Genomic DNA, 18,579 nt, shown 5'->3' with positions numbered 1-18,579 from the left:
TCAGCGCTCCTTCAGTTTGACGGAGGCGTTGTAGAAGTTCGCCAGCGACGAGATGATCAGGCTGATGATCAGATAGATGAGCATCATCAGGAGCATGCACTCCAGCTCGCGCCCCGTCTGGTTCAGCGTGATGCCGCCCAGCGTGCCGCGCAGGTCAAGATAGCTGACCGCGATGCCAAGCGAGGTGTCCTTGGTCAAGGACAGCCATTGCGAGATCATCGGCGGGATGATGATGCGCAGGGCCTGCGGCAGGATCACCAGGTTCATCGTGCGGCCCGGACGCAGGCCAAGGGCGTAAGACGCCTCCGACTGGCCGCGGCTGACGGCCTGGATGCCGGAGCGGACGATCTCGGCCGTGATGGCGGCATAGTAAAGCGACAGGGCGATGGTCAGCGCGGTGAAGGAATGCGCGATGCTGAGGCCGCCCTTGAAGTTGAAGCCCGCCATCACCGGATATTCCAGGTGGAAGCCCATGCCGACCAGAAGGGCGAGCACCGGCACGAACAGCACGGCGAGGCTTTGCCACCAGGTGGTCGGGCGGATGCCGGTCGCCTCTTGCACGACCTTGGCGCGGCGCAGGATGGCACGGTTGACGAGGATCGAGCCGATGATCACCAGGATGACCGCCAGACCCGAGGTGCTGATCGGCAACCAGCCCAGCGACGGCAGCGGGTGATCCAGCAGGGGCGCCGGAATGTTCATGCTGCGGTTGGTGATGGCCACCGAATCCCACAGGTTCATGCTCGCCTTGGACACGCCATCGACGACCTTGAAATCCTTCGGCTGCGGCCGCGTCTCGGAGAGCACCACATAGACGAGGATGATCCACAAGAGCAGCGGCACGTTGCGGAACAGCTCGACATAAAGTGCCACGAGGCGCGAGACGATCCAGTTCTTCGACAGGCGCAGCACGCCGAGGATGACGCCCAGCAGGGTCGACAGCACGCAGCCCAGACCCGCCACCAGCAGCGTGTTCAAGAGGCCGATGATCGCGGCGCGGCCATGCGTCATGTCGCTGTTGTAAGGGATCAGCTGCTGGTCGATGTCATAGCCGGCACGCCGGAACAGAAAGCTGAAATCGATGTCCTTGCCCTTCAGGGCGAGGTTGGAGCGCACGTTCTCGACCAGCCAGGCGGTGAAAAGCAGTGCCAGGATCAGCACGATCACCTGGATGGTGATGGCGCGATACCTTGTGTCGTAGATAAGCATCCCCAGCCGAAACCCGGGTTTCGGCATGTCGTTCGCCAGTGTCATATTTTCCCCCTGTGCGCCTTGGGTCCGGTTTTCCGGTTATGCGCCCGACAAGGCCGGGTGCGGCAGGCGTCAATTAGAAACGGGCGCGCCTTGCGGCGCGCCCATCAGAGTCCTAGCGGAAGGGCGGCGCGTATTGCAGGCCGCCTTGGGTCCACAGCGCGTTCAGGCCACGAGCCAGCTTGATCGGGGTCGACATGCCGATGTTGGCCTCGAAGATTTCGCCATAGTTGCCGTTGGCGGCAATGGCGCGCTTGGCCCATTCGTTGTCGAGGCCGAGCATCTTGCCCATGTCGCCTTCCATGCCGAGGAGACGCTTGATCTCCGGGTCCTGGGTCGAGGTGGCGACTTCTTCGATATTGGCTTTGGTGATGCCTTTTTCTTCGGCGACCAGCAGCGCGAAGAAGGTCCAGCGGACGATGTCGCCCCAGTTGTTGTCGCCGTGGCGAACGACCGGGCCGAGCGGCTCTTTCGAGATGATTTCCGGCAGGATCACATAGTCATCCGGGTTCGGCAGGGTCGCACGGGTGGCGGCCAGGCCAGACGCGTCGGTGGTATAGGCGTCGCAAGCCCCGGCGAGGAACTGGCGCTGACCTTCGCTGTCATCCGCGATGGTGACGGGCGTGTACTTGATGTTGTTGGCCTTGAAGAAGTCCGACAGGTTCAGCTCGGTCGTGGTGCCGGTCTGAATGCAGATCGTCGCCCCGTCGAGTTCCTTGGCCGAGGAGACGCCCAGCTCTTTCTTCACCATGAAGCCCTGGCCGTCATAGTAGTTCACGGCCGGGAAATCGAACTTGAGGTCGGTGTCGCGCGAGAAGGTCCAGGTCGAGTTGCGGACCAGAACGTCGACTTCGCCCGAGGCCAGCGCCGTGAAGCGGGTCTCACCGGTGGTGGGGACGTATTTCACTTTGGACTGATCGCCCAGAACCGCAGCGGCGATCGACTTGCACAGGTCCACGTCAAAGCCCTGATAAGCGCCATTGGCGTCCGGTGCGCCGAATCCGGTCAGACCGGTGTTCGAGCCGCAGTTCAGCACGCCACGCGCCTTCACATCATCCAGCGTGCCTGCCGCGGCGAAGCCCGCCAGCATGGCACCAGCTGCCAGAGTGCTGAAAAATACGGTTTTCTTCATACATCGTTCTCCCTGAAATCCCCGTTAGGGGGATGATTATCGTTGCCTGCCTTGTGGGCAGAACCCGATGGAGCGAACCACCAGTGTCGTTCATCATCGGACATTGCCCTTTAATAGGTCAAGTGTTTAAGCCCAAAGCGGTTGGAAAGGGTGATTTTGGTTCAAAAAACGCCATGTGCCCGCAACTTGTGCAGCATTCGGGCAGACAGGTTGAAATTGTCTTACGCGCAGAGCGCGTAGAAACGGGCCGCCTCGACGAAGGCCTGATGCTTGAGGCGGGCAATCTCTGCCGCCTCCTCATCCTCGCCCCATTGTTCGATCTGAAAGCTCTCATCGATTCGTGACAGCTGCCAGGCCTCGTCGGCCGAAAGACGGCCCCGCGCCACGGCGAAGGCCAGAACCAGCGAGCCGGAGATCGAGATCAGGTCATGCAGCGCCGCCATCCGGAAATGACCAAGCTCCAGCACCGCCTGATGCAGCCGCGCGAGGCTTTCGGGGGGTTGCTGGACATGCACGACGCCCCTGGTGGCGATCAGCGGCGCCTGAAGCGCAGAGGCGGCCCAATCCAGCAAGGGGTCCCAGGCCGCTTCCTGCCGGGCGATCAGGGCCGCGGGGCGTTCGGCGCGGTAGCAGAGGTGATCGGTCTCGCCATAGGCGGCGAGAAGGCCCGCCACCTCCTCATACTGCGGGATCACCTTGTCGATGGCGGAATTGGCCATCCGGGTCGCCGGCATGGTTTCGGGATCGACGAGGCCCTGCTGCGCGTCCCATTCGGCGGCGATCAGGGCTGCCAGACCCTCGGTCGGCAGGATCAGGCTGGCCTTGGCCGGGGTCTTGACCGGGCGCGCGTCCAGAAGCACGGCAAAGCCGCCCTCGACCGGCGCGACCTGGGCGGCCTTCCAGAAGCGTTTCGGCTTCCACTGTGACATCACTTGCCTCCGAAGGGATCGGCGGGAACGTCGTTTTCGTTCCAGTCGAGCATCTTCCAGGTCTTGGCCATATGGTCGGGCAAGGGGGCGACGAAGGTCATGATCTCGCCCGTCACCGGGTGTTCGACGGTCAGCTGGCGGGCATGGAGGTGCAGCTTGCGGCTCACATCGCCGCCGATCCCGGCACCCCAGCCATCGCCCATGTTTTCCGCCGCCGAGCCGCCGTATTTGCCATCGCCGGCAATCGGGTGGCCGATCTCGGCCATATGGGCGCGCAGCTGGTGGGTGCGGCCGGTGACCGGCTCCAGCGCCATCCAGGACATGCGGGTGCTGAGGAACCAGAGGGTGAAGAAGTCGGTCTGGGCGCGCTTGGCATCGGGGAAATCGGCCATCTTGGCGGGGTGGACGCAGAGCATCTTCTCGCCCTCGCCGCGCCCGCCCGGGGCTTTCATCAGCCCGTATTTGATCGAACCCTGTTTCGGGTTAGGCACACCGGCGACGAGCGCCCAATAGATCTTGCGGGTGTTGCGGTGGCGGAGCGCTTCCGACAAGCGGCGGGCGACACGATCGGTGCGGGCCAGCATCAAAAGGCCGGAGGTGTCTTTATCAAGCCGGTGGACCAGCTTGGGCTTGTCCTTGTAGCCAAACTTCAGGGCCTCGGCCAGGCCATCGACATGACGCTCGCCCATGCCCGAACCGCCTTGGCTGGCGAGGCCGGCTGGCTTGTTGAGGATGATCATGTGATCATCCTTCCACAGGACCGCGTTCTGGATCATCTTGGTATCGGCGGCCGAGATCTTGCCATCGGGCTCATAGGCGGGGGCCGCCGCATCGGGCAAGGGTGGCACGCGGACGGTCTGGCCCGGCAGGATGCGGTCCGAGGCCTTGACCCGGCCGGAATCGACGCGCAGCTGGCCGGTGCGGCACATCTTCTCGATGGCGCCCTGGGTCACTTGCGGGAATTTGCGTTTCAGCCAGCGGTCGAGGCGCTGTTCGCCCTCGTCCTCGGTCACGGTGATCAGTTGAACGGCGCTCATGCGAGGACCCTTTCGGTGAGGGCCGCGCCCAAGGCTACGGCAAGGAGAGAGAGGAGGACCGAGGCCGCGACATAGGCCAGGGCCGCGCCGGGCTGACCCGATTGGTAGAGTTTCAGAGAATCCAGCGCGAAGGCCGAAAAGGTGGTGAAGCCGCCTAGGACCCCGGTCATCAGAAGCGGCGACAGATGGGTGCGCTGAAAGAGAAAGACATAAAGCACGCCCATCACGAAACTGCCGAGGATATTGACGACAAAGGTGCCCAAGGGCGCCCCGGCCGCGTAAACGGTGAGATAGCGCAGCACAGAGCCGAGCGCGCCGCCAATGGCGACTTGAGTCAGGGTCCAGATCATCCGGTTTCCTTGGGCGCGGGGCGCGGAATTGTCAACCTTTGCTGCGATTCGTTTCTTCTGCGAAGAAACATGGGTGCGAATTTTCTGCGAAAATTCTGACTGACGACGAGTCTTCGCAGAAGACTCGAAATCGTGATTTTCGGAGATATTCAGTCGGCCTGACGCTTTGCGCGCAACTTGGCGAAATAGTCGATCCGCTTGTTCAACTCGCGCTCGAAGCCGCGTTCGGGCGGGGTGTAATAGACCGGGCGCTTCATGCCATCCGGGAAATAGTTCTGGCCCGAGAAGGCATCTTCCTGATCGTGGTCATAGGCATAGGCCGCGCCATACCCCAGTTCCTTCATCAGCTTGGTCGGCGCATTGCGGATGTGGATCGGCGGCGGCAGCGACCCCGTCTCGCGCGCGGCGACCCTTGCGGCCTTGTAAGCCGTGTAGACGCCATTGGATTTGGGGGCGAGCGCCAGATAGACCAGCGCCTGGGCCAGGGCCAGCTCTCCCTCGGGCGAGCCGAGACGTTCGTAGGTGGCCCAGGAGGCGAGGCAGATCTCTTGCGCCTGCGGATCGGCGAGGCCGATATCCTCCACCGCCATCCGGGTGATGCGACGCGCGAGAAAGCGCGGGTCTTCGCCGCCCTCCAGCATCCGGGCGAACCAGTAAAGCGCGGCATCGGGGTCCGATCCGCGCACCGATTTGTGCAGGGCGGAGATCAGGTTGTAATGCTCCTCGCCCGACTTGTCGTATTTCGAGGCGCGGCGCATCAGGCGGGTGGAGAGTTGATCTGTCGTCAGGGGCCGATCGACGCGCCAGGCCATGATCTGCTCAATCAGGTTCAGAAGCGTGCGGCCATCGCCATCGGCCATCTCGATCAATTGCTCGCGCGCGGCACCGTCCAGCGGCAGGGCGCGGTTCAGCTCTTTCTCGGCCCTTTGGGCGAGGCGTTCGAGGTCGCTTTGAGTCAGACGTTCCAGCACGATGACCTGGGCGCGCGACAGGACGGCGGCGTTCAGCTCGAAACTGGGGTTTTCAGTGGTCGCGCCCACGAGGAGGATGGTGCCATCCTCCATATAGGGCAGGAAGCCGTCCTGCTGCGCCTTGTTGAAGCGGTGGATTTCGTCGACGAACAGCAGCGTCCCCTGCCCGTTCTGGCGGCGGATCTTGGCGGTCTCGAAGACTTTGCGCAGGTCGGGGACGCCGGTGAAAATGGCCGAGATCTGGACGAAATGCAGGTCGGTCTCCTGCGCCAGCAGGCGGGCGATCGTGGTCTTGCCGACGCCGGGCGGGCCCCAGAGGATCAGCGAAGACAGGCTCTTGGCCGCCAGCATCGAACCGAGCGGGCCATCCGGTGACAGGACATGCGACTGGCCGATGACCTCGGACAGATTGCGCGGGCGCAGGCGGTCGGCCAGGGGGCGCGGCGCCTCGGGGGCGGTGGAGGGGGAGTCGAAAAGATCAGCCATGCACCAAGCTACGCCCCCGCGCCGCCGAGTTCTAGAGCCGGAAACGCAGGCGCATCTTCTGGCCGGCGCGCAGGATGTCGATCTGCCAGAGCCGGACCTGGGCGCGGGCGGCCTCTTGCACGGCGGCGGGGGTGGTGACGGCGGTGCCGTTGATGCGCAGGATGATGTCGCCGGTCTGCAGGCCGATCTGGGCGGCGTAATCCTCGGCTCCGGTCACCACGACGCCCTCGGCATCAGGGGGCAGGCCCATTTCGGAACCCACGGCGGGGTTGATCCGCGACAGGGCGGCGCCGCGCAGGATGATATCCTCCTTGATCGTCAGCGCCTCGCGCGGCGGGTCCTCGGGCGGGGCGATCAGGGTGACGCTGGCGGTTTGCGTATCGCCCTGATGGTCGAAGGTGAAGGGCACCCTGGCCCCTGCCCCGAGGATGGCGAGGCGGTAGACCAGCTCTTGCGGCGTGTTGACCGGCGCACCGGCCAGGGTCAGCAGCACGTCGCCCGACGCCAGCCCGGCTTTGGCAAAGGGGCTGTTCGGGGCCAGGTCGGCGATCAGGATGCCCTCGGGCAGCGGCAGTTTCAGCGCCTCGGCGGCGGCGGCATCCACCTCTTGCGCGGCAAGGCCCGCCCAGGGCCGGGTGAAGCGGGTGGCCCCGGCCTCGGCCTGGCGGACGACGGCGGCGGCGAGGTTGGCGGGAATGGCAAAGCCGATGCCGTTCGAACCGCCACTTTGGGTGACGATCGCCGTGTTGATGCCGATCAGCCCGCCCTTCATGTCGACCAGCGCCCCGCCGGAGTTGCCGGGATTGATCGGCGCATCGGTCTGCACGAAATAGCCCTTGCCATTGCCCACCTTCAGCGCCGACCGCGCGAGACCCGAGACGATGCCCGAGGACACCGTCTGCCCGACGCCGAAGGGATTGCCGATGGCGAGCACCAGATCGCCCACCTCCACCGCGTCGCTGTCATCGAACCGCAACGCAGGCAGATCATGCGCGCCTTGCAGCTGCAAGACGGCCAGATCGGCATCTGCATCGGCCAGCAGCACCTTGGCGGCATATTCGCGCCGGTCGTTCAGCACGACGCGGATCTCGTCCGCGCCATCGATCACATGGTTGTTCGACACCACGATGCCATCGGCGCCCACGATCACGCCGGAACCGAGGGCGTTCTGCTCCTGCGGGGTGGAATCGCCGAAATCCTTGAAGAACTGGTCAAAGAAAGGGTCGCTGGCGAAGGGGCTGCGCCGGGCCTGAGTGATCTTGGTGGTAAAGATATTGACCACCGATGGCGCCGTGGCCTTGACCACCGGCGCGAAGGAGAGGGTGATCTGCGGCTGGCTCTGCGGCACCTCAGCCACGGTGGGAAGGCCGCAGAACAGGGCTAGAGCAAGGATCGGGGCAAGGATCGGGGCAAGGGGACGCGGCATCTGGACCTCCGGCTTTTGGCCAGATGTGGCATGGCAGCGCGGCTCGCGGAAGCGGGGCCTTATCACAAGCACTTGAAACGAAAAGGCCCGCAACCTTGCGGTGCGGGCCAGGAAGATATGCCGGTCAGGGCAAATCAGGATTCGTAGTTGTCTTCGGCGGCAACGCGGGCCTTGTCGGCAGCGCCCTTGGCCGAGGGATCGCGGTCAACGAATTCGATGATCGCCATCGGGGCCATGTCGCCATAACGGAAACCGGCCTTCAGAACCCGGACGTAACCGCCCTGACGTTCCTTGTAGCGCGGCCCGAGGATCGCGAAGAGACGCTCGACATACTGGTCTTGCTTGAGCTGCGCAGCCGCCTGACGACGGGCGTGCAGATCGCCGCGCTTGGCCAGCGTGATCAGCTTTTCGATGATCGGGCGCAGTTCCTTGGCCTTGGGCAGGGTGGTCTTGATCTGCTCATGCTCGATGAGCGAGCCGCACATGTTCGCGAACATCGCCTTGCGGTGTTCGTGGGTGCGGTTAAGGCGGCGGTAGCCGGAGCCGTGGTTCATGGTATTCTCCTAAAACCTTGTTTTGCTTTGTCTGGCGGGACCTCAGTTTGGTCCCGCTCTCCTTGGGGCTTTCGCCCAGTCATTCCCCGCACGGGCGGGCATTTTCGCAAGGCGGGGTTTCCCCCGCCCCATGATCAGAATTGGTCTTCGAAGCGCTTGGCCAGGTCTTCGATGTTTTCCGGCGGCCAGTCTTCGACTTCCATGCCCAGGTGCAGGCCCATGCCCGACAGTACTTCCTTGATTTCGTTCAAGGACTTGCGGCCGAAGTTCGGGGTGCGCAGCATCTCGGCTTCGGTCTTCTGGATCAGATCGCCGATATAGACGATGTTGTCGTTCTTCAGGCAGTTGGCCGAACGGACCGACAGTTCCAGCTCATCGACTTTCTTCAGGAGGAGCGGGTTGAATTCCAGACCCGCATCCTCGACGCCCTTGCCGGCCGATTCCGGCTCTTCGAAGTTGACGAAGACGGCCAGTTGGTCCTGAAGGATGCGCGCAGCGTAGGCCACGGCGTCATCCGGGGTCAGCGAGCCGTCGGTTTCGACCTTCAGCGTCAGCTTGTCATAGTCCAGCACCTGGCCCTCACGGGTCGGCTGCACTTCGTAGGAGACCTTCTTGACCGGCGAGAAGATCGCGTCGATCGGAATGAGGCCAATCGGCGCATCTTCCGGACGGTTCTTGTCGGCAGCGACATAGCCCTTGCCGGTGTTGACGGTCAGTTCCATGAACACGTCGGCGCCATCGTCAAGGTGGCAGATCACATGTTCGCGGTTCAGGATCTCGATCCCCGAGGTTTCCGAGATGTCACCGGCGGTGACGACGCCCGGGCCCTTGGCGGAAATCGACAGGCGCTTCGGGCCCTCGACATCCATCTTCAGGCGCACGCCCTTGAGGTTCAGCACGATGTCGGTGACATCTTCGCGCACGCCAGCAACGCTGGAGAATTCGTGCAGGACATTGTCGATCTGCACCGAGGTGATGGCCGCGCCTTGCAGCGAGCCGAGCAGCACGCGACGCAGCGCGTTGCCGAGCGTCAGGCCGAAGCCCCGCTCCAGCGGTTCGGCGACGAGGGTCGCGGTCCGCTGCGCATCCGGGCCGGCTTTGACAGCCAGCTGTTGCGGTTTGATCAGTTCCAGCCAGTTCTTGTGGATCATGCTTTCGCCTCCATACTTGCCCTCTGCCCATGGTCCGATCGGCAGACGACGCCCGAGGATCTTTGAAACGACGAAATCGGGCCGCGCGCGAAGGCACGGCCCGACTTTATGGTGAATAGCTTAGACGCGGCGGCGCTTCGGCGGACGGCAGCCGTTGTGGGCCAGCGGTGTCACGTCGCGGATCGACGTGATGTTGAAGCCGACGGCGGCCAGAGCGCGCAGCGCCGATTCACGACCCGAACCCGGGCCCTGAACTTCGACTTCCAGCGTTTTCACGCCATGCTCTTGCGCCTTCTTGCCGGCATCCTCTGCAGCCATCTGGGCGGCATAGGGGGTCGACTTGCGCGAACCCTTGAAGCCCATCGTGCCGGCGGACGACCAGGAGATCGCGTTGCCCTGCACGTCGGAGATCAGGATCTTGGTGTTGTTGAAGGACGAGTTCACGTGAGCAACGCCAGCGGCGATGTTCTTGCGCTCTTTCTTCTTGGTACGGGCCGAAGCCTTGGTGGTATCGCGTGCCATATCTGTGCGCCCCTCTTATTTCTTCTTGCCGGCGATCGGCTTGGCCGGGCCCTTGCGGGTGCGCGCATTGGTGTGCGTGCGCTGGCCACGAACCGGCAGGCCCTTGCGGTGACGCAGGCCACGATAGCAGCCCAGGTCCATGAGGCGCTTGATGTTCATCGAGACTTCGCGGCGCAGGTCGCCTTCCACCGTGAAGTTGGCGTCGATGTATTCGCGGATCGCGAGCACTTCGGCGTCGGTCAGTTGGTTGACGCGGCGGGCGCGGTCGATCTTCAGGGCTTCGCAGATCAGCTCGGCATTATGGGCGCCAATGCCGGCGATGTACTGGAGCGAGATCGGAACCCGCTTCTGGGTGGGGATGTTAACGCCAGCAATACGTGCCACGCGTGATTTCCTTTTCGTTGCGGTTCCGTCTTGCCAGAACCTTTTTTCACAACCCGAGGCGCAGGGCCTCAGAAACGATAGCCCGCCGCGAAGTGATTCCGCAGCGGGACGCCGTGCAATATGGGCTTTTCAGACAGGCGTCAAGGGCCGCAAGGCCCATTTCGTCACTTGTCAAGAACTTTCGAAATGGCGGCGGCGACCTCGGGCATCGCGGCCATCCCGTCGACCGAGACGAGCTGCCCCTTGGCATAGTAATAGCCGAGGAGCGGCGAGGTTTTCTTGTAATATTCGCGCAACCGGTCCGAGAAGACCTGCGGGTTGTCGTCGGCGCGGACCGGCTGACCGGCGGCCTGGGATTCCTCGGCACGGCGGATGATCCGCTGCACCAGGGCACGGTCATCGACCGCAAGTTCGATGACCGCATCGAGCTTGAGGCCGCGCTTGACCAGAAGCTCGCCCAGGGCATCGGCCTGTTTCAGGGTGCGCGGGAAACCGTCGAAGATGAAGCCGCCGGCCGCACCCTGGGCCAGTTTCTCGTCGATCAGGCCGATGACGATCTCGTCCGTCACCAGGTGCCCCGCATCCATGACCGCAGCCACCTTCTTGCCCATCTCGGTGCCCGAGGTGCGGGCTTCGCGCAGCATGTCGCCGGTGGACAGCTGCACCATCTGCCGCTCGTCCACCAGACGCTTTGCCTGCGTGCCTTTGCCGGCACCGGGCGGGCCAAGAAGAATGATGTTGCTCATGGATCGGGTCCCTCCCTTTGGGTCTGCGTCATAACGCAACGCCGGAATGGCATATTTCCATTCCGGCGTCGCGGTGGCGAATTGCCTCAGCGCCGGGCCGGCGCCTTGGGGGTCGTGCTGCGCTTCCTGCCGCGCAGCTGCGACCGCTCAATCAAGCCTTCGTATTGATGTGCCAGCATATGAGACTGGATCTGGTTGATCGTGTCCATAGTGACCGACACCACAATCAGCACCGAAGTGCCGCCAAAATAGAAGGGGATCGAAAATTGCGTGCGCAAAATTTCCGGAAGGAAACAAACCGCCGCGAGATAGGCCGAACCGACCACGAGGATGCGGTTCACCACATAGTCGAGATAGTCCTGCGTCTTCTTGCCGGGACGGATACCGGGGATGAAGCCGTTCTGGTTCTTCAGGTTGTCGGCCACTTCATCGGTCTTGAAGGACACGCTGGCCGTGTAGAAATAGGCGAAGAAGACGATCATCGCGCCCTGGAACAGCAGGTAGAGCGGCTGGCCCGGCCCCATGAAGGCCAGAATGGTCGACATGATCGGGCTGGTCTGCGCCCCCGAGAAGGTCGCCAGCGTCGTCGGCAGCAGAAGAAGCGAGGAGGCGAAGATCGCCGGGATCACGCCCGCCGGGTTCACCTTGATCGGCAGGTGCGAGGAGCCGCCGTCATAGATCTTCATGCCGACCTGGCGGCGGGGATACTGGATGTGGATCTTGCGCAGCGCGCGCTCCATGAAGACCACGAAGGCGATGACCGCCACCACGAGGATCAGCGCGCCGACGATCACCCACCAGGGGAAGATGCCCGAACGGCCCTGGCTCAGGAACTGGGCCAGCGCACCGGGGATCTCGGCCACGATGCCGGTGAAAATGATGAGCGAGACGCCGTTGCCGATGCCGCGGGCGGTGATCTGCTCGCCCAGCCACATCAGGAACATGGTGCCGCCGACCAGGGTGATCACGCAGGCCACCTTGAAGAACAGGTCGGGGTTATGCGCCAGACCACCCGCCGCGATCGAGGCCGCGATGGCCCAGCCCTGGAAGGCCGCCAGGCCCACGGTGGCGTAACGGGTATACTGGTTGATCTTCTTGCGGCCCTGGTCGCCCTCTTTCTTCAGCTGTTCCAGCGAAGGGATCATCGAGGCCAGAAGCTGGATGATGATCGAGGACGAGATATAGGGCATGACGCCAAGGGCAAAGATCCCCATGCGCTTCAGGGCGCCGCCGGTGAACAGCGACAGCATGCCGCCAAGGCCCTGCCCCTGCCCGTCCATGAAATTCTTCAGCGCCGTCCCGTCGATGCCGGGCACCGGGATATAGGTGCCAAGGCGGTAGACAATGAGCACGAGGATCGTGAACAGGATGCGTTGGCGCAGGTCGGTTGCCTTGCCCAATGCGCCCCAGCTCAGGTTCGCCGCCATTTGCTCTGCTGCGGATGCCATGGTCGGACTTTCTCCGTTCAGTTCTGTGAAAACGCCGCCGATCCGGGGTTCTCCGGTCGGCGGCGCGGGAAAACACGGAAGATGTAAGCGGTCCTTGAACCGCTCACAATCCCTTATTCGGCGGTTTGCGCCGCAGCAACGGTCAAGGTGCCACCCGCAGCGGTCACAGCTTCGACAGCAGAGGCCGAAGCGCCGGTCACGACCAGCGTGACCTTCGAGGTGATGGCGCCCTTGGCCAGAACGCGGATGCCGTCATGCTTGGACTTGGTCAGGCCAGCGGCGACCAGAACGTCTTCGGTGATCGGCTGCGAGGCGTCCAGCTTGCCCAGGCCGATGAACTTCTCGATCAGGCCCAGGTTGACGACGGCGAATTCTTTCTGGTTCGGCTTGTTGAAGCCACGCTTCGGCAGGCGCCGGTACAGCGGCATCTGACCGCCTTCGTAGCCGCCCAGAGCGACGCCCGAACGCGAGGTCTGACCCTTGATACCACGGCCAGCGGTCTTGCCCTTGCCCGAACCGGGACCACGGGCCACACGCTTTTGCTTTTTGGCAGCGCCGGCGTTGTCGGCGAGTTCATGAAGTTTCATGTCGCAATCTCCTATGCCGGAAGGCCCCCACCTGCGACGGACAGGAGCAACGCGGCGTTTCTTGTTGATTCTCGTGACCCCGAGGGCCACCGGGGGCGTATAAGGCCGCAGAGGACTTGCCGCAAGCCCAAGCTTTGCAGGGCTTCAGCCCCGGGCTTCGGCCCTGTCACTCCCCCAGGTCGCATCCTGCATCTCGCGGATGCGGCTGGCGGTGCGGGCAAATTCGAAGGACCCGGCCCCTTCGATGTAAAGCCGCTCGGGGATATCGGCGGCCGAACAGATCAGCCGGACATGCGCCTCGTAGATCGCGTCGATGAGGGTCACGAAGCGCTTGGCCTCGTTGTAGTTCGAGGCGGAAAGCTGCGGGATATCCTCGAGGATCAGCACCCGGATCGCGCCCGCGATGGCAAGGTAATCGGCAGCCCCGAGCGGGCGGGCGCAAAGCTCCCAGAAACTGGCGCGGGCGACGCCATTGGCAAAGCGCGGCAGTTCGACCTGCCTGCCGTTGACCATCAGATGCAGGGCGCCGATCTGCGCCCCCGCCGTCATGTCCCGCCAGATCGCATCGATCGCCGGGCCGGATTTGCCGGCCGGATAGAAATAGACCTGCGCGCCGGCCAGACGGTGCTGACGGTAATCTTCGGGGCTTTCCAGCTCCACCACCTCCAGCCGCGCGCGCATCAGGTCGATGAAAGGCAGGAAAACCTCGCGGTTGAGGCCGTTCTTGTACAGATCCTCCGGCGGGCGGTTGGAGGTGGTGACGATGACCACGCCCCCCGCCAGCAGCTTTTCGAAAAGCCGCCCGACCAGCATGGCATCGGTGATGTCGGTGATCTGCATCTCGTCAAAGGCGAGAAGGCGCAGATCCTCGACGATGCTGGCGGCGAAGGGGGCGAGCGGGTCTTCGAGCCCTTTTTGCCGGGCAAGGTGGATCGCGTGATGCGCCTCCTGCATGAAGGCGTGGAAATGCACCCGGCGCTTGGCGGTGATCGCGGTGGCCTCGGTGAAGAGGTCCATCAGCATCGACTTGCCACGCCCGACCCCGCCCCAGAGGTACAGACCCTTGGGCGGCACCGGCGCCTTGGCGAAAAGGCTCGCGATCAGACCGGTGCGGCGGGTGGCATGGGTTTCCAGCCACAGGCGCAGGGGTTCCAGCTGTTCCGCGATCGCCATCTGCTGCGCATCGGGCTTCAAGGCGCCTTCGGCGACGCGGCGGGTCAGGATTTCGGGCAGGGTCTCACGCATGGCGCTGCTTAACAAAGCGGGGGCCAGGCTTCCAGTGCCTAAGCAGGCGCAGCAAAAAGGCGGACCTTGCGGCCCGCCTTATGGAAGATGGGCAGATTGCCCATCCTACCGGAGAGGTCAGAGCTTTTCGATCAGCTCGGGGACGGCGGTGAAGAGGTCGGCGACGAGGCCGTAGTCGGCAACCTGGAAGATCGGGGCTTCGTCGTCCTTGTTGATGGCGACGATGACCTTGCTGTCCTTCATGCCGGCGAGGTGCTGGATGGCGCCCGAGATGCCGACCGCGACATAGAGGTTCGGCGCCACGACTTTGCCGGTCTGGCCGACCTGCCAGTCGTTCGGGGCATAGCCCGAGTCCACGGCGGCCCGGCTGGCGCCGACGGCGCCGTTCAGCTTGTCGGCCAGCTTCTCGATCAGATCGAAGCTTTCCTTCGAACCGACGCCACGGCCACCCGAGACGACGATCCCGGCCGAGGTCAGCTCGGGCCGGTCGGAGGTCGCCACACGGTCCTCGACCCAGGCCGAAAGTGCCGAGGCACCGGGGCCGCCGATCTTCTCGACCGGGGCGGCATTGCCGGCGCCGACGGCGGTGAAGCCTGCGGTGCGCACCGTGAAGACCTTGGTCGCATCCGAGGATTTCACCGTCTGCATCGCGTTGCCGGCATAGATCGGGCGCTCGAAGGTCTCGGCGTCGATCACGGCGGTCACATCCGAGAGCACCATCACGTCGAGAAGTGCTGCCACGCGCGGCAGGATGTTCTTGTTGGCGGCCGTCGAGGCCCCACAGATATGGCTGTAGGACCCCGCAAGCCCTACCACCAGCGCCGCGGTCGCCTCGGCCATGGCATGGCAATAGGCGTGGTCATCGGCGAAGAGGACCTTGGCGACGCCTTGCAGCGTGGCCGCCTCGGCCGCCGCGGCATCGCCGCCCGTGCCTGCGACCAGCACATGGACCTCGCCCAGGGTGCTCACGGCCGCCAGAGTCTTGGCCACGGCATCGGTCGCCAAATGGCCGTCATTCACATCGGCAATCAGAAGAACGGCCATCAGAGCACCCCCGCTTCGTCTTTGAGTTTGGCGATCAGCTCGTCCACCGAGCCGACCTTGACGCCGGCCTTGCGGCCCGCCGGTTCGACGGTCTTCAGCACGGTCAGACGCGGCGCGATGTCGACGCCGAAATCCGCCGGGGTCTTGATCGCCAGCGGCTTGGCCTTGGCCTTCATGATGTTGGGCAGGCTGGCATAGCGCGGCTCGTTGAGGCGCAAATCGACGGTCAGCACGGCCGGCAGGGTGACGGCGATGGTCTGCAACCCGCCGTCCACTTCGCGGGTCACGGTGGCCTTGCCATCGGCGATGCTGAGTTCCGAGATGAAGGTGCCCTGCGCCCAGCCCAGAAGCGCCGAGAGCATCTGGCCGGTCGCATTCATATCATTATCAATGGCTTGCTTGCCGCAAAGCACCAGACCCGGCGCCTCTGCCGCCACGACCGCCGCCAAGAGCTTCGCCACGGCGAGGGGTTCGATATCGGTCTGCACGTCAGCCGTGGCCTCGATCAGGATCGCGCGGTCGGCGCCCATGGCGAGAGCGGTCCGCAAGGTCTCCTGCGCCTGTTTCACGCCGATCGAGACGACGATGACCTCGGTCGCAATCCCCTTCTCCTTCAGACGGATCGCCTCTTCCACCGCGATCTCGTCGAAGGGGTTCATCGACATCTTCACATTCGCCAGATCGACACCGGACCCGTCCGCACGCACGCGAACCTTCACGTTGTAGTCGATCACACGTTTGACAGGCACCAGTACCTTCATCGCGCAAATCTCCATTGGGGGGCCAAAAGGCCGCGGCAAACTCTCGATCGGGTGTTTAAACCGTCTTGCTGCGCTGCAACAGGCCAAAATCGACAGGGTTTGTCGCCGGGACGCCACGAAATTGTCCGCAGGGCCGCGCGGCCTGCGGTCAGCCTTAACCGGGTCTTACGAATCAGCGGGCTAATCTGGGGTGCGCGACCGAAGCTTGGCCGGCTCCGGGCGCGCCACAGACCATCAGACCACCGGAATGGAGGTGAAAGAGCATTTGCGATGTCCCATTGATCGGTCCGGCCGGGTCAACCCCGCGTAAGCCCCGGAACCCAAAGCACATCTGCACCGCCATTGGCGACCCTTGCGGCGACAAAGAACCAGTCGGACAGCCGGTTGAGGTATTTGACGGCCTCGGGATTGACCGGCTCGTGGGCGGCGAGTTCGACGGTCAGCCTTTCGGCGCGCCGGCAGGTGGTGCGACACAGGTGCAATTGAGCGGCAAGGGGCGAACCGCCGGGCAGGATGAAGCTGCGCAAGGGCTCGAGCCCGGCGTTCATCGCGTCGATCTCGGCCTCCAGCCTGTCGGTCTGGGCGGCAATCATGCGCAGGCGTGGGTAGGGCGCGGTCGCATCGCCCTCAAGATCCGGGGTGCAAAGATCGGCGCCCAGATCGAAAAGGTCGTTCGAGATGCGGGCCAGCGGCTCCTCCATGCCATGCAGTCGGGCAATGCCCACGGTGGCATTGGTTTCATCCACCGTGCCATAGGCCGTCACGCGCAGGTCATATTTCGCAACCCGCGCGCCATTGCCCAGCGCGGTCTGGCCGGCGTCGCCGGTACGGGTGTAGATCTTCGACAGGACGACCATCAGGGCGCACCGACATGCGACTTGGCCCAGGCGAAGATCACGATGGCCACCACGGCCAGACCCTGGGCCGCGATCCGCAACTGCATGAGTTTGTTGGCGTATTTTCGGTTGAACTCGCCCCCCTTGGCGAAGGTGCCGATGCCGATCAGCAGGATGACCAGCACGACAAGGCAAAGCGCCGTGGCAAAGAGGAAGAGCGGATCGTGCAGCAGCATGGGCAGATTTCCTTCGGTTGCCCCGAACATAGGGCGGAACGCGGAAAAAGCGAAGCCCCGCGCAAGGTCGCAGGGCTTCGCGGGCAAAGGGGCCGCGGGATCAGGCGGCCTCGACCGCCAGCGCCGCCTTGTCCAGGAGGGTCAGCGCCGTGGCGATATCAGCATCGGCGATGTTGAGCGCGGGCAGAAGCCGGATCACATTATCCGCCGCGGGGACGGTCAGAACGCCCTGGGCATAGCCCGCCTTGACGATATCGGTGTTGGTCGCCACGCATTTCAGGCCCAGGATCAGCCCCTCGCCGCGCACCGCCTCGAACACCTTGGGATGCGAGGCGACGAGGCTTTCCAGACCCTGCCGGAAAAGGGCCGCCTTGCGGCTGACCTCGGCCAGGAAGGCCTCGTCCGAGACGATCTCCATCACCTTGGCGCCCACGGCACAGGCCAGGGGGTTGCCGCCATAGGTCGAGCCGTGGCTGCCCGCGACCATGCCGCGCGCGGCATCCTCGGTCGCCAGCACCGCGCCAAGCGGGAAGCCGCCGCCGATGCCCTTGGCCACCATCATGATATCGGGCGCAATCCCCGACCATTCATGGGCAAAAAGCTTGCCCGAACGGCCCATGCCACATTGCACCTCGTCGAAGATCAGCAGCGTGCCGGTCGCATCGCAAAGATCGCGCAGGCCTTTGAGGCATTGGTCAGGAACGGTGCGGATGCCGCCCTCGCCCTGCACCGGCTCGATCATCACGGCGCAGGTCTGGTCGGTGATCGCCGCCCGGATCGCATCGTGATCGCCCCATTTCAGCTGGCGGAAGCCCGGCATCAGCGGGCCGAAGCCCTTGACCATCTTCTCCGACCCCGCAGCCGCGATGGCCCCGGTGGAGCGGCCATGGAAGGCGCCCTCGAAGGCCAGAATCTCGACCCGCTCGGGCTGGCCCTTCTCGTAATGGTATTTGCGCGCCATCTTGATGGCCAGTTCGGCCGCCTCGGTGCCGGAATTGGTGAAGAACACCGTATCGGCGAAGGTCTTGGCCACCAGTGCCTCGGCCAGTTTTTCCTGTTCGGGAATCCGGTAGAGGTTGGAGACATGCCAGAGCTTGCCCGCCTGTTCGGTCAGGGCCGCGACCAGCGCCGGATTGGCATGGCCCAGCGCATTCACGGCAATGCCCGCACCGAGGTCGAGGTATCGCGTGCCATCCTCGGCGGTCAGCCAGGAGCCTTCGCCTTTGACGAAGGCCATGGGCGCGCGGTTATAGGTCGGCAGAACGGGGGTGATCATGGGTCAGCTCCTGTGAGAATAGCCCAAGTTGGGTGCCAAAGGCAGGCGGCGGGGTCTGGTCGGGGAATGTGGCACCGGAACATGGACGGGCCACGACTGATCGGGCGCTTACGCGGTCAGGCGTCGGCGTCGGGGCAGCTGAAAAGGGATGCAGCGCATGATCATGGGCGCGGTGATAAAAGACCGGGGCCTGCCTGTAAAGCGGCA

General features: G+C 64.0%; 20 protein-coding genes. All 20 read right to left on the bottom strand.

Going from position 1 to position 18,579, the window contains the following annotated elements:
• Nucleotides 1-1,254 (bottom strand): amino acid ABC transporter permease, encoded by a 1,254-nt coding sequence (locus tag AC1DZT_RS18590; RefSeq protein WP_478008140.1) that lies wholly within the window; start codon nt 1,252-1,254, stop codon nt 1-3.
• Nucleotides 1,255-1,366: 112 nt separating this feature from the next.
• Entirely contained in the window at nt 1,367-2,383 is a 1,017-nt protein-coding gene (locus tag AC1DZT_RS18585; protein ID WP_478008139.1) for an amino acid ABC transporter substrate-binding protein, read from the bottom strand.
• A gap of 221 nt (nt 2,384-2,604) precedes the next feature.
• The gene (locus AC1DZT_RS18580) at nt 2,605-3,312 is read right to left on the bottom strand and encodes an ATP12 family chaperone protein (protein ID WP_478008138.1); all 708 of its coding nucleotides are present in this window, start codon (nt 3,310-3,312) and stop codon (nt 2,605-2,607) included.
• Nucleotides 3,312-4,349: an RluA family pseudouridine synthase gene (locus tag AC1DZT_RS18575; RefSeq protein ID WP_478008137.1), complete on the bottom strand. Its 1,038-nt coding sequence runs from the start codon at nt 4,347-4,349 to the stop codon at nt 3,312-3,314. The genes AC1DZT_RS18580 and AC1DZT_RS18575 overlap by 1 nt, the downstream gene beginning before the upstream one ends.
• On the bottom strand, nt 4,346-4,699 hold the full coding sequence (locus AC1DZT_RS18570; protein ID WP_478008136.1) for a fluoride efflux transporter FluC: 354 nt from the start codon (nt 4,697-4,699) through the stop codon (nt 4,346-4,348). The genes AC1DZT_RS18575 and AC1DZT_RS18570 overlap by 4 nt, the downstream gene beginning before the upstream one ends.
• Before the next feature lie 149 nt (nt 4,700-4,848).
• Nucleotides 4,849-6,156, bottom strand: a complete 1,308-nt coding sequence (locus AC1DZT_RS18565; protein ID WP_478008135.1) for a replication-associated recombination protein A — start codon at nt 6,154-6,156, stop codon at nt 4,849-4,851.
• A gap of 31 nt (nt 6,157-6,187) precedes the next feature.
• A complete protein-coding gene (locus tag AC1DZT_RS18560) occupies nt 6,188-7,582 on the bottom strand; it encodes a trypsin-like peptidase domain-containing protein (protein ID WP_478008134.1) in 1,395 nt (464 codons plus the stop codon).
• A gap of 134 nt (nt 7,583-7,716) precedes the next feature.
• Complete coding sequence (gene rplQ, locus AC1DZT_RS18555; protein ID WP_478008133.1) at nt 7,717-8,136, bottom strand: 50S ribosomal protein L17; 420 nt, start codon at nt 8,134-8,136, stop codon at nt 7,717-7,719.
• Between the two features lie 134 nt (nt 8,137-8,270).
• Nucleotides 8,271-9,287: a DNA-directed RNA polymerase subunit alpha gene (locus tag AC1DZT_RS18550; protein ID WP_477999268.1), complete on the bottom strand. Its 1,017-nt coding sequence runs from the start codon at nt 9,285-9,287 to the stop codon at nt 8,271-8,273.
• Nucleotides 9,288-9,407: 120 nt separating this feature from the next.
• Nucleotides 9,408-9,809, bottom strand: a complete 402-nt coding sequence (rpsK, locus tag AC1DZT_RS18545) for a 30S ribosomal protein S11 (protein WP_477999267.1) — start codon at nt 9,807-9,809, stop codon at nt 9,408-9,410.
• Between the two features lie 15 nt (nt 9,810-9,824).
• On the bottom strand, nt 9,825-10,193 hold the full coding sequence (rpsM, locus tag AC1DZT_RS18540; protein WP_478008132.1) for a 30S ribosomal protein S13: 369 nt from the start codon (nt 10,191-10,193) through the stop codon (nt 9,825-9,827).
• 164 nt (nt 10,194-10,357) lie between these two features.
• The gene (locus AC1DZT_RS18535; protein WP_478008131.1) at nt 10,358-10,939 is read right to left on the bottom strand and encodes an adenylate kinase; all 582 of its coding nucleotides are present in this window, start codon (nt 10,937-10,939) and stop codon (nt 10,358-10,360) included.
• 86 nt (nt 10,940-11,025) lie between these two features.
• Complete coding sequence (gene secY / locus AC1DZT_RS18530; RefSeq protein WP_478008130.1) at nt 11,026-12,387, bottom strand: preprotein translocase subunit SecY; 1,362 nt, start codon at nt 12,385-12,387, stop codon at nt 11,026-11,028.
• Nucleotides 12,388-12,500: 113 nt separating this feature from the next.
• Entirely contained in the window at nt 12,501-12,974 is a 474-nt protein-coding gene (rplO, locus tag AC1DZT_RS18525; RefSeq protein ID WP_478008129.1) for a 50S ribosomal protein L15, read from the bottom strand.
• Nucleotides 12,975-13,118: 144 nt separating this feature from the next.
• Complete coding sequence (gene zapE / locus AC1DZT_RS18520; protein WP_478008128.1) at nt 13,119-14,219, bottom strand: cell division protein ZapE; 1,101 nt, start codon at nt 14,217-14,219, stop codon at nt 13,119-13,121.
• A gap of 117 nt (nt 14,220-14,336) precedes the next feature.
• Nucleotides 14,337-15,263 carry an electron transfer flavoprotein subunit alpha/FixB family protein gene (locus tag AC1DZT_RS18515; protein WP_478008127.1) on the bottom strand — a complete coding sequence of 309 codons (927 nt, stop codon included), beginning with the start codon at nt 15,261-15,263 and terminating at the stop codon, nt 14,337-14,339.
• A complete protein-coding gene (locus AC1DZT_RS18510) occupies nt 15,263-16,024 on the bottom strand; it encodes an electron transfer flavoprotein subunit beta/FixA family protein (protein WP_478005045.1) in 762 nt (253 codons plus the stop codon). Before AC1DZT_RS18510 ends, AC1DZT_RS18515 begins: the two co-directional genes overlap by 1 nt.
• A gap of 296 nt (nt 16,025-16,320) precedes the next feature.
• Entirely contained in the window at nt 16,321-16,881 is a 561-nt protein-coding gene (locus tag AC1DZT_RS18505) for a cob(I)yrinic acid a,c-diamide adenosyltransferase (RefSeq protein WP_478008126.1), read from the bottom strand.
• Nucleotides 16,881-17,093: a twin transmembrane helix small protein gene (locus AC1DZT_RS18500; RefSeq protein WP_478008215.1), complete on the bottom strand. Its 213-nt coding sequence runs from the start codon at nt 17,091-17,093 to the stop codon at nt 16,881-16,883. The genes AC1DZT_RS18505 and AC1DZT_RS18500 overlap by 1 nt, the downstream gene beginning before the upstream one ends.
• Nucleotides 17,094-17,196: 103 nt before the next feature.
• Nucleotides 17,197-18,372: an acetylornithine transaminase gene (locus AC1DZT_RS18495; RefSeq protein WP_478008125.1), complete on the bottom strand. Its 1,176-nt coding sequence runs from the start codon at nt 18,370-18,372 to the stop codon at nt 17,197-17,199.
• Nucleotides 18,373-18,579: the final 207 nt, after the last annotated feature.

It is taken from the genome of Rhodobacter sp. P1_C2, from assembly GCF_056406375.1.
This window is presented reverse-complemented; position numbering and strand designations above follow the sequence as displayed.

Excerpts from the sequence above, each read along its gene's own strand:
- AC1DZT_RS18590 (WP_478008140.1), bottom strand. The coding sequence starts at position 1,254 with ATGACACTGGCGAACGACATGCCGAAACCCGGGTTTCGGCTGGGGATG.
- AC1DZT_RS18580 (WP_478008138.1), bottom strand. The coding sequence starts at position 3,312 with ATGTCACAGTGGAAGCCGAAACGCTTCTGGAAGGCCGCCCAGGTCGCG.
- rplO (WP_478008129.1), bottom strand. The coding sequence starts at position 12,974 with ATGAAACTTCATGAACTCGCCGACAACGCCGGCGCTGCCAAAAAGCAA.
- AC1DZT_RS18575 (WP_478008137.1), bottom strand. The coding sequence starts at position 4,349 with ATGAGCGCCGTTCAACTGATCACCGTGACCGAGGACGAGGGCGAACAG.
- AC1DZT_RS18505 (WP_478008126.1), bottom strand. The coding sequence starts at position 16,881 with ATGGTCGTCCTGTCGAAGATCTACACCCGTACCGGCGACGCCGGCCAG.
- AC1DZT_RS18515 (WP_478008127.1), bottom strand. The coding sequence starts at position 15,263 with ATGGCCGTTCTTCTGATTGCCGATGTGAATGACGGCCATTTGGCGACC.
- AC1DZT_RS18565 (WP_478008135.1), bottom strand. The coding sequence starts at position 6,156 with ATGGCTGATCTTTTCGACTCCCCCTCCACCGCCCCCGAGGCGCCGCGC.
- AC1DZT_RS18570 (WP_478008136.1), bottom strand. The coding sequence starts at position 4,699 with ATGATCTGGACCCTGACTCAAGTCGCCATTGGCGGCGCGCTCGGCTCT.
- AC1DZT_RS18560 (WP_478008134.1), bottom strand. The coding sequence starts at position 7,582 with ATGCCGCGTCCCCTTGCCCCGATCCTTGCCCCGATCCTTGCTCTAGCC.
- AC1DZT_RS18495 (WP_478008125.1), bottom strand. The coding sequence starts at position 18,372 with ATGATCACCCCCGTTCTGCCGACCTATAACCGCGCGCCCATGGCCTTC.
- secY (WP_478008130.1), bottom strand. The coding sequence starts at position 12,387 with ATGGCATCCGCAGCAGAGCAAATGGCGGCGAACCTGAGCTGGGGCGCA.
- AC1DZT_RS18585 (WP_478008139.1), bottom strand. The coding sequence starts at position 2,383 with ATGAAGAAAACCGTATTTTTCAGCACTCTGGCAGCTGGTGCCATGCTG.
- AC1DZT_RS18510 (WP_478005045.1), bottom strand. The coding sequence starts at position 16,024 with ATGAAGGTACTGGTGCCTGTCAAACGTGTGATCGACTACAACGTGAAG.
- rplQ (WP_478008133.1), bottom strand. The coding sequence starts at position 8,136 with ATGAACCACGGCTCCGGCTACCGCCGCCTTAACCGCACCCACGAACAC.
- AC1DZT_RS18550 (WP_477999268.1), bottom strand. The coding sequence starts at position 9,287 with ATGATCCACAAGAACTGGCTGGAACTGATCAAACCGCAACAGCTGGCT.
- AC1DZT_RS18535 (WP_478008131.1), bottom strand. The coding sequence starts at position 10,939 with ATGAGCAACATCATTCTTCTTGGCCCGCCCGGTGCCGGCAAAGGCACG.
- rpsK (WP_477999267.1), bottom strand. The coding sequence starts at position 9,809 with ATGGCACGCGATACCACCAAGGCTTCGGCCCGTACCAAGAAGAAAGAG.
- zapE (WP_478008128.1), bottom strand. The coding sequence starts at position 14,219 with ATGCGTGAGACCCTGCCCGAAATCCTGACCCGCCGCGTCGCCGAAGGC.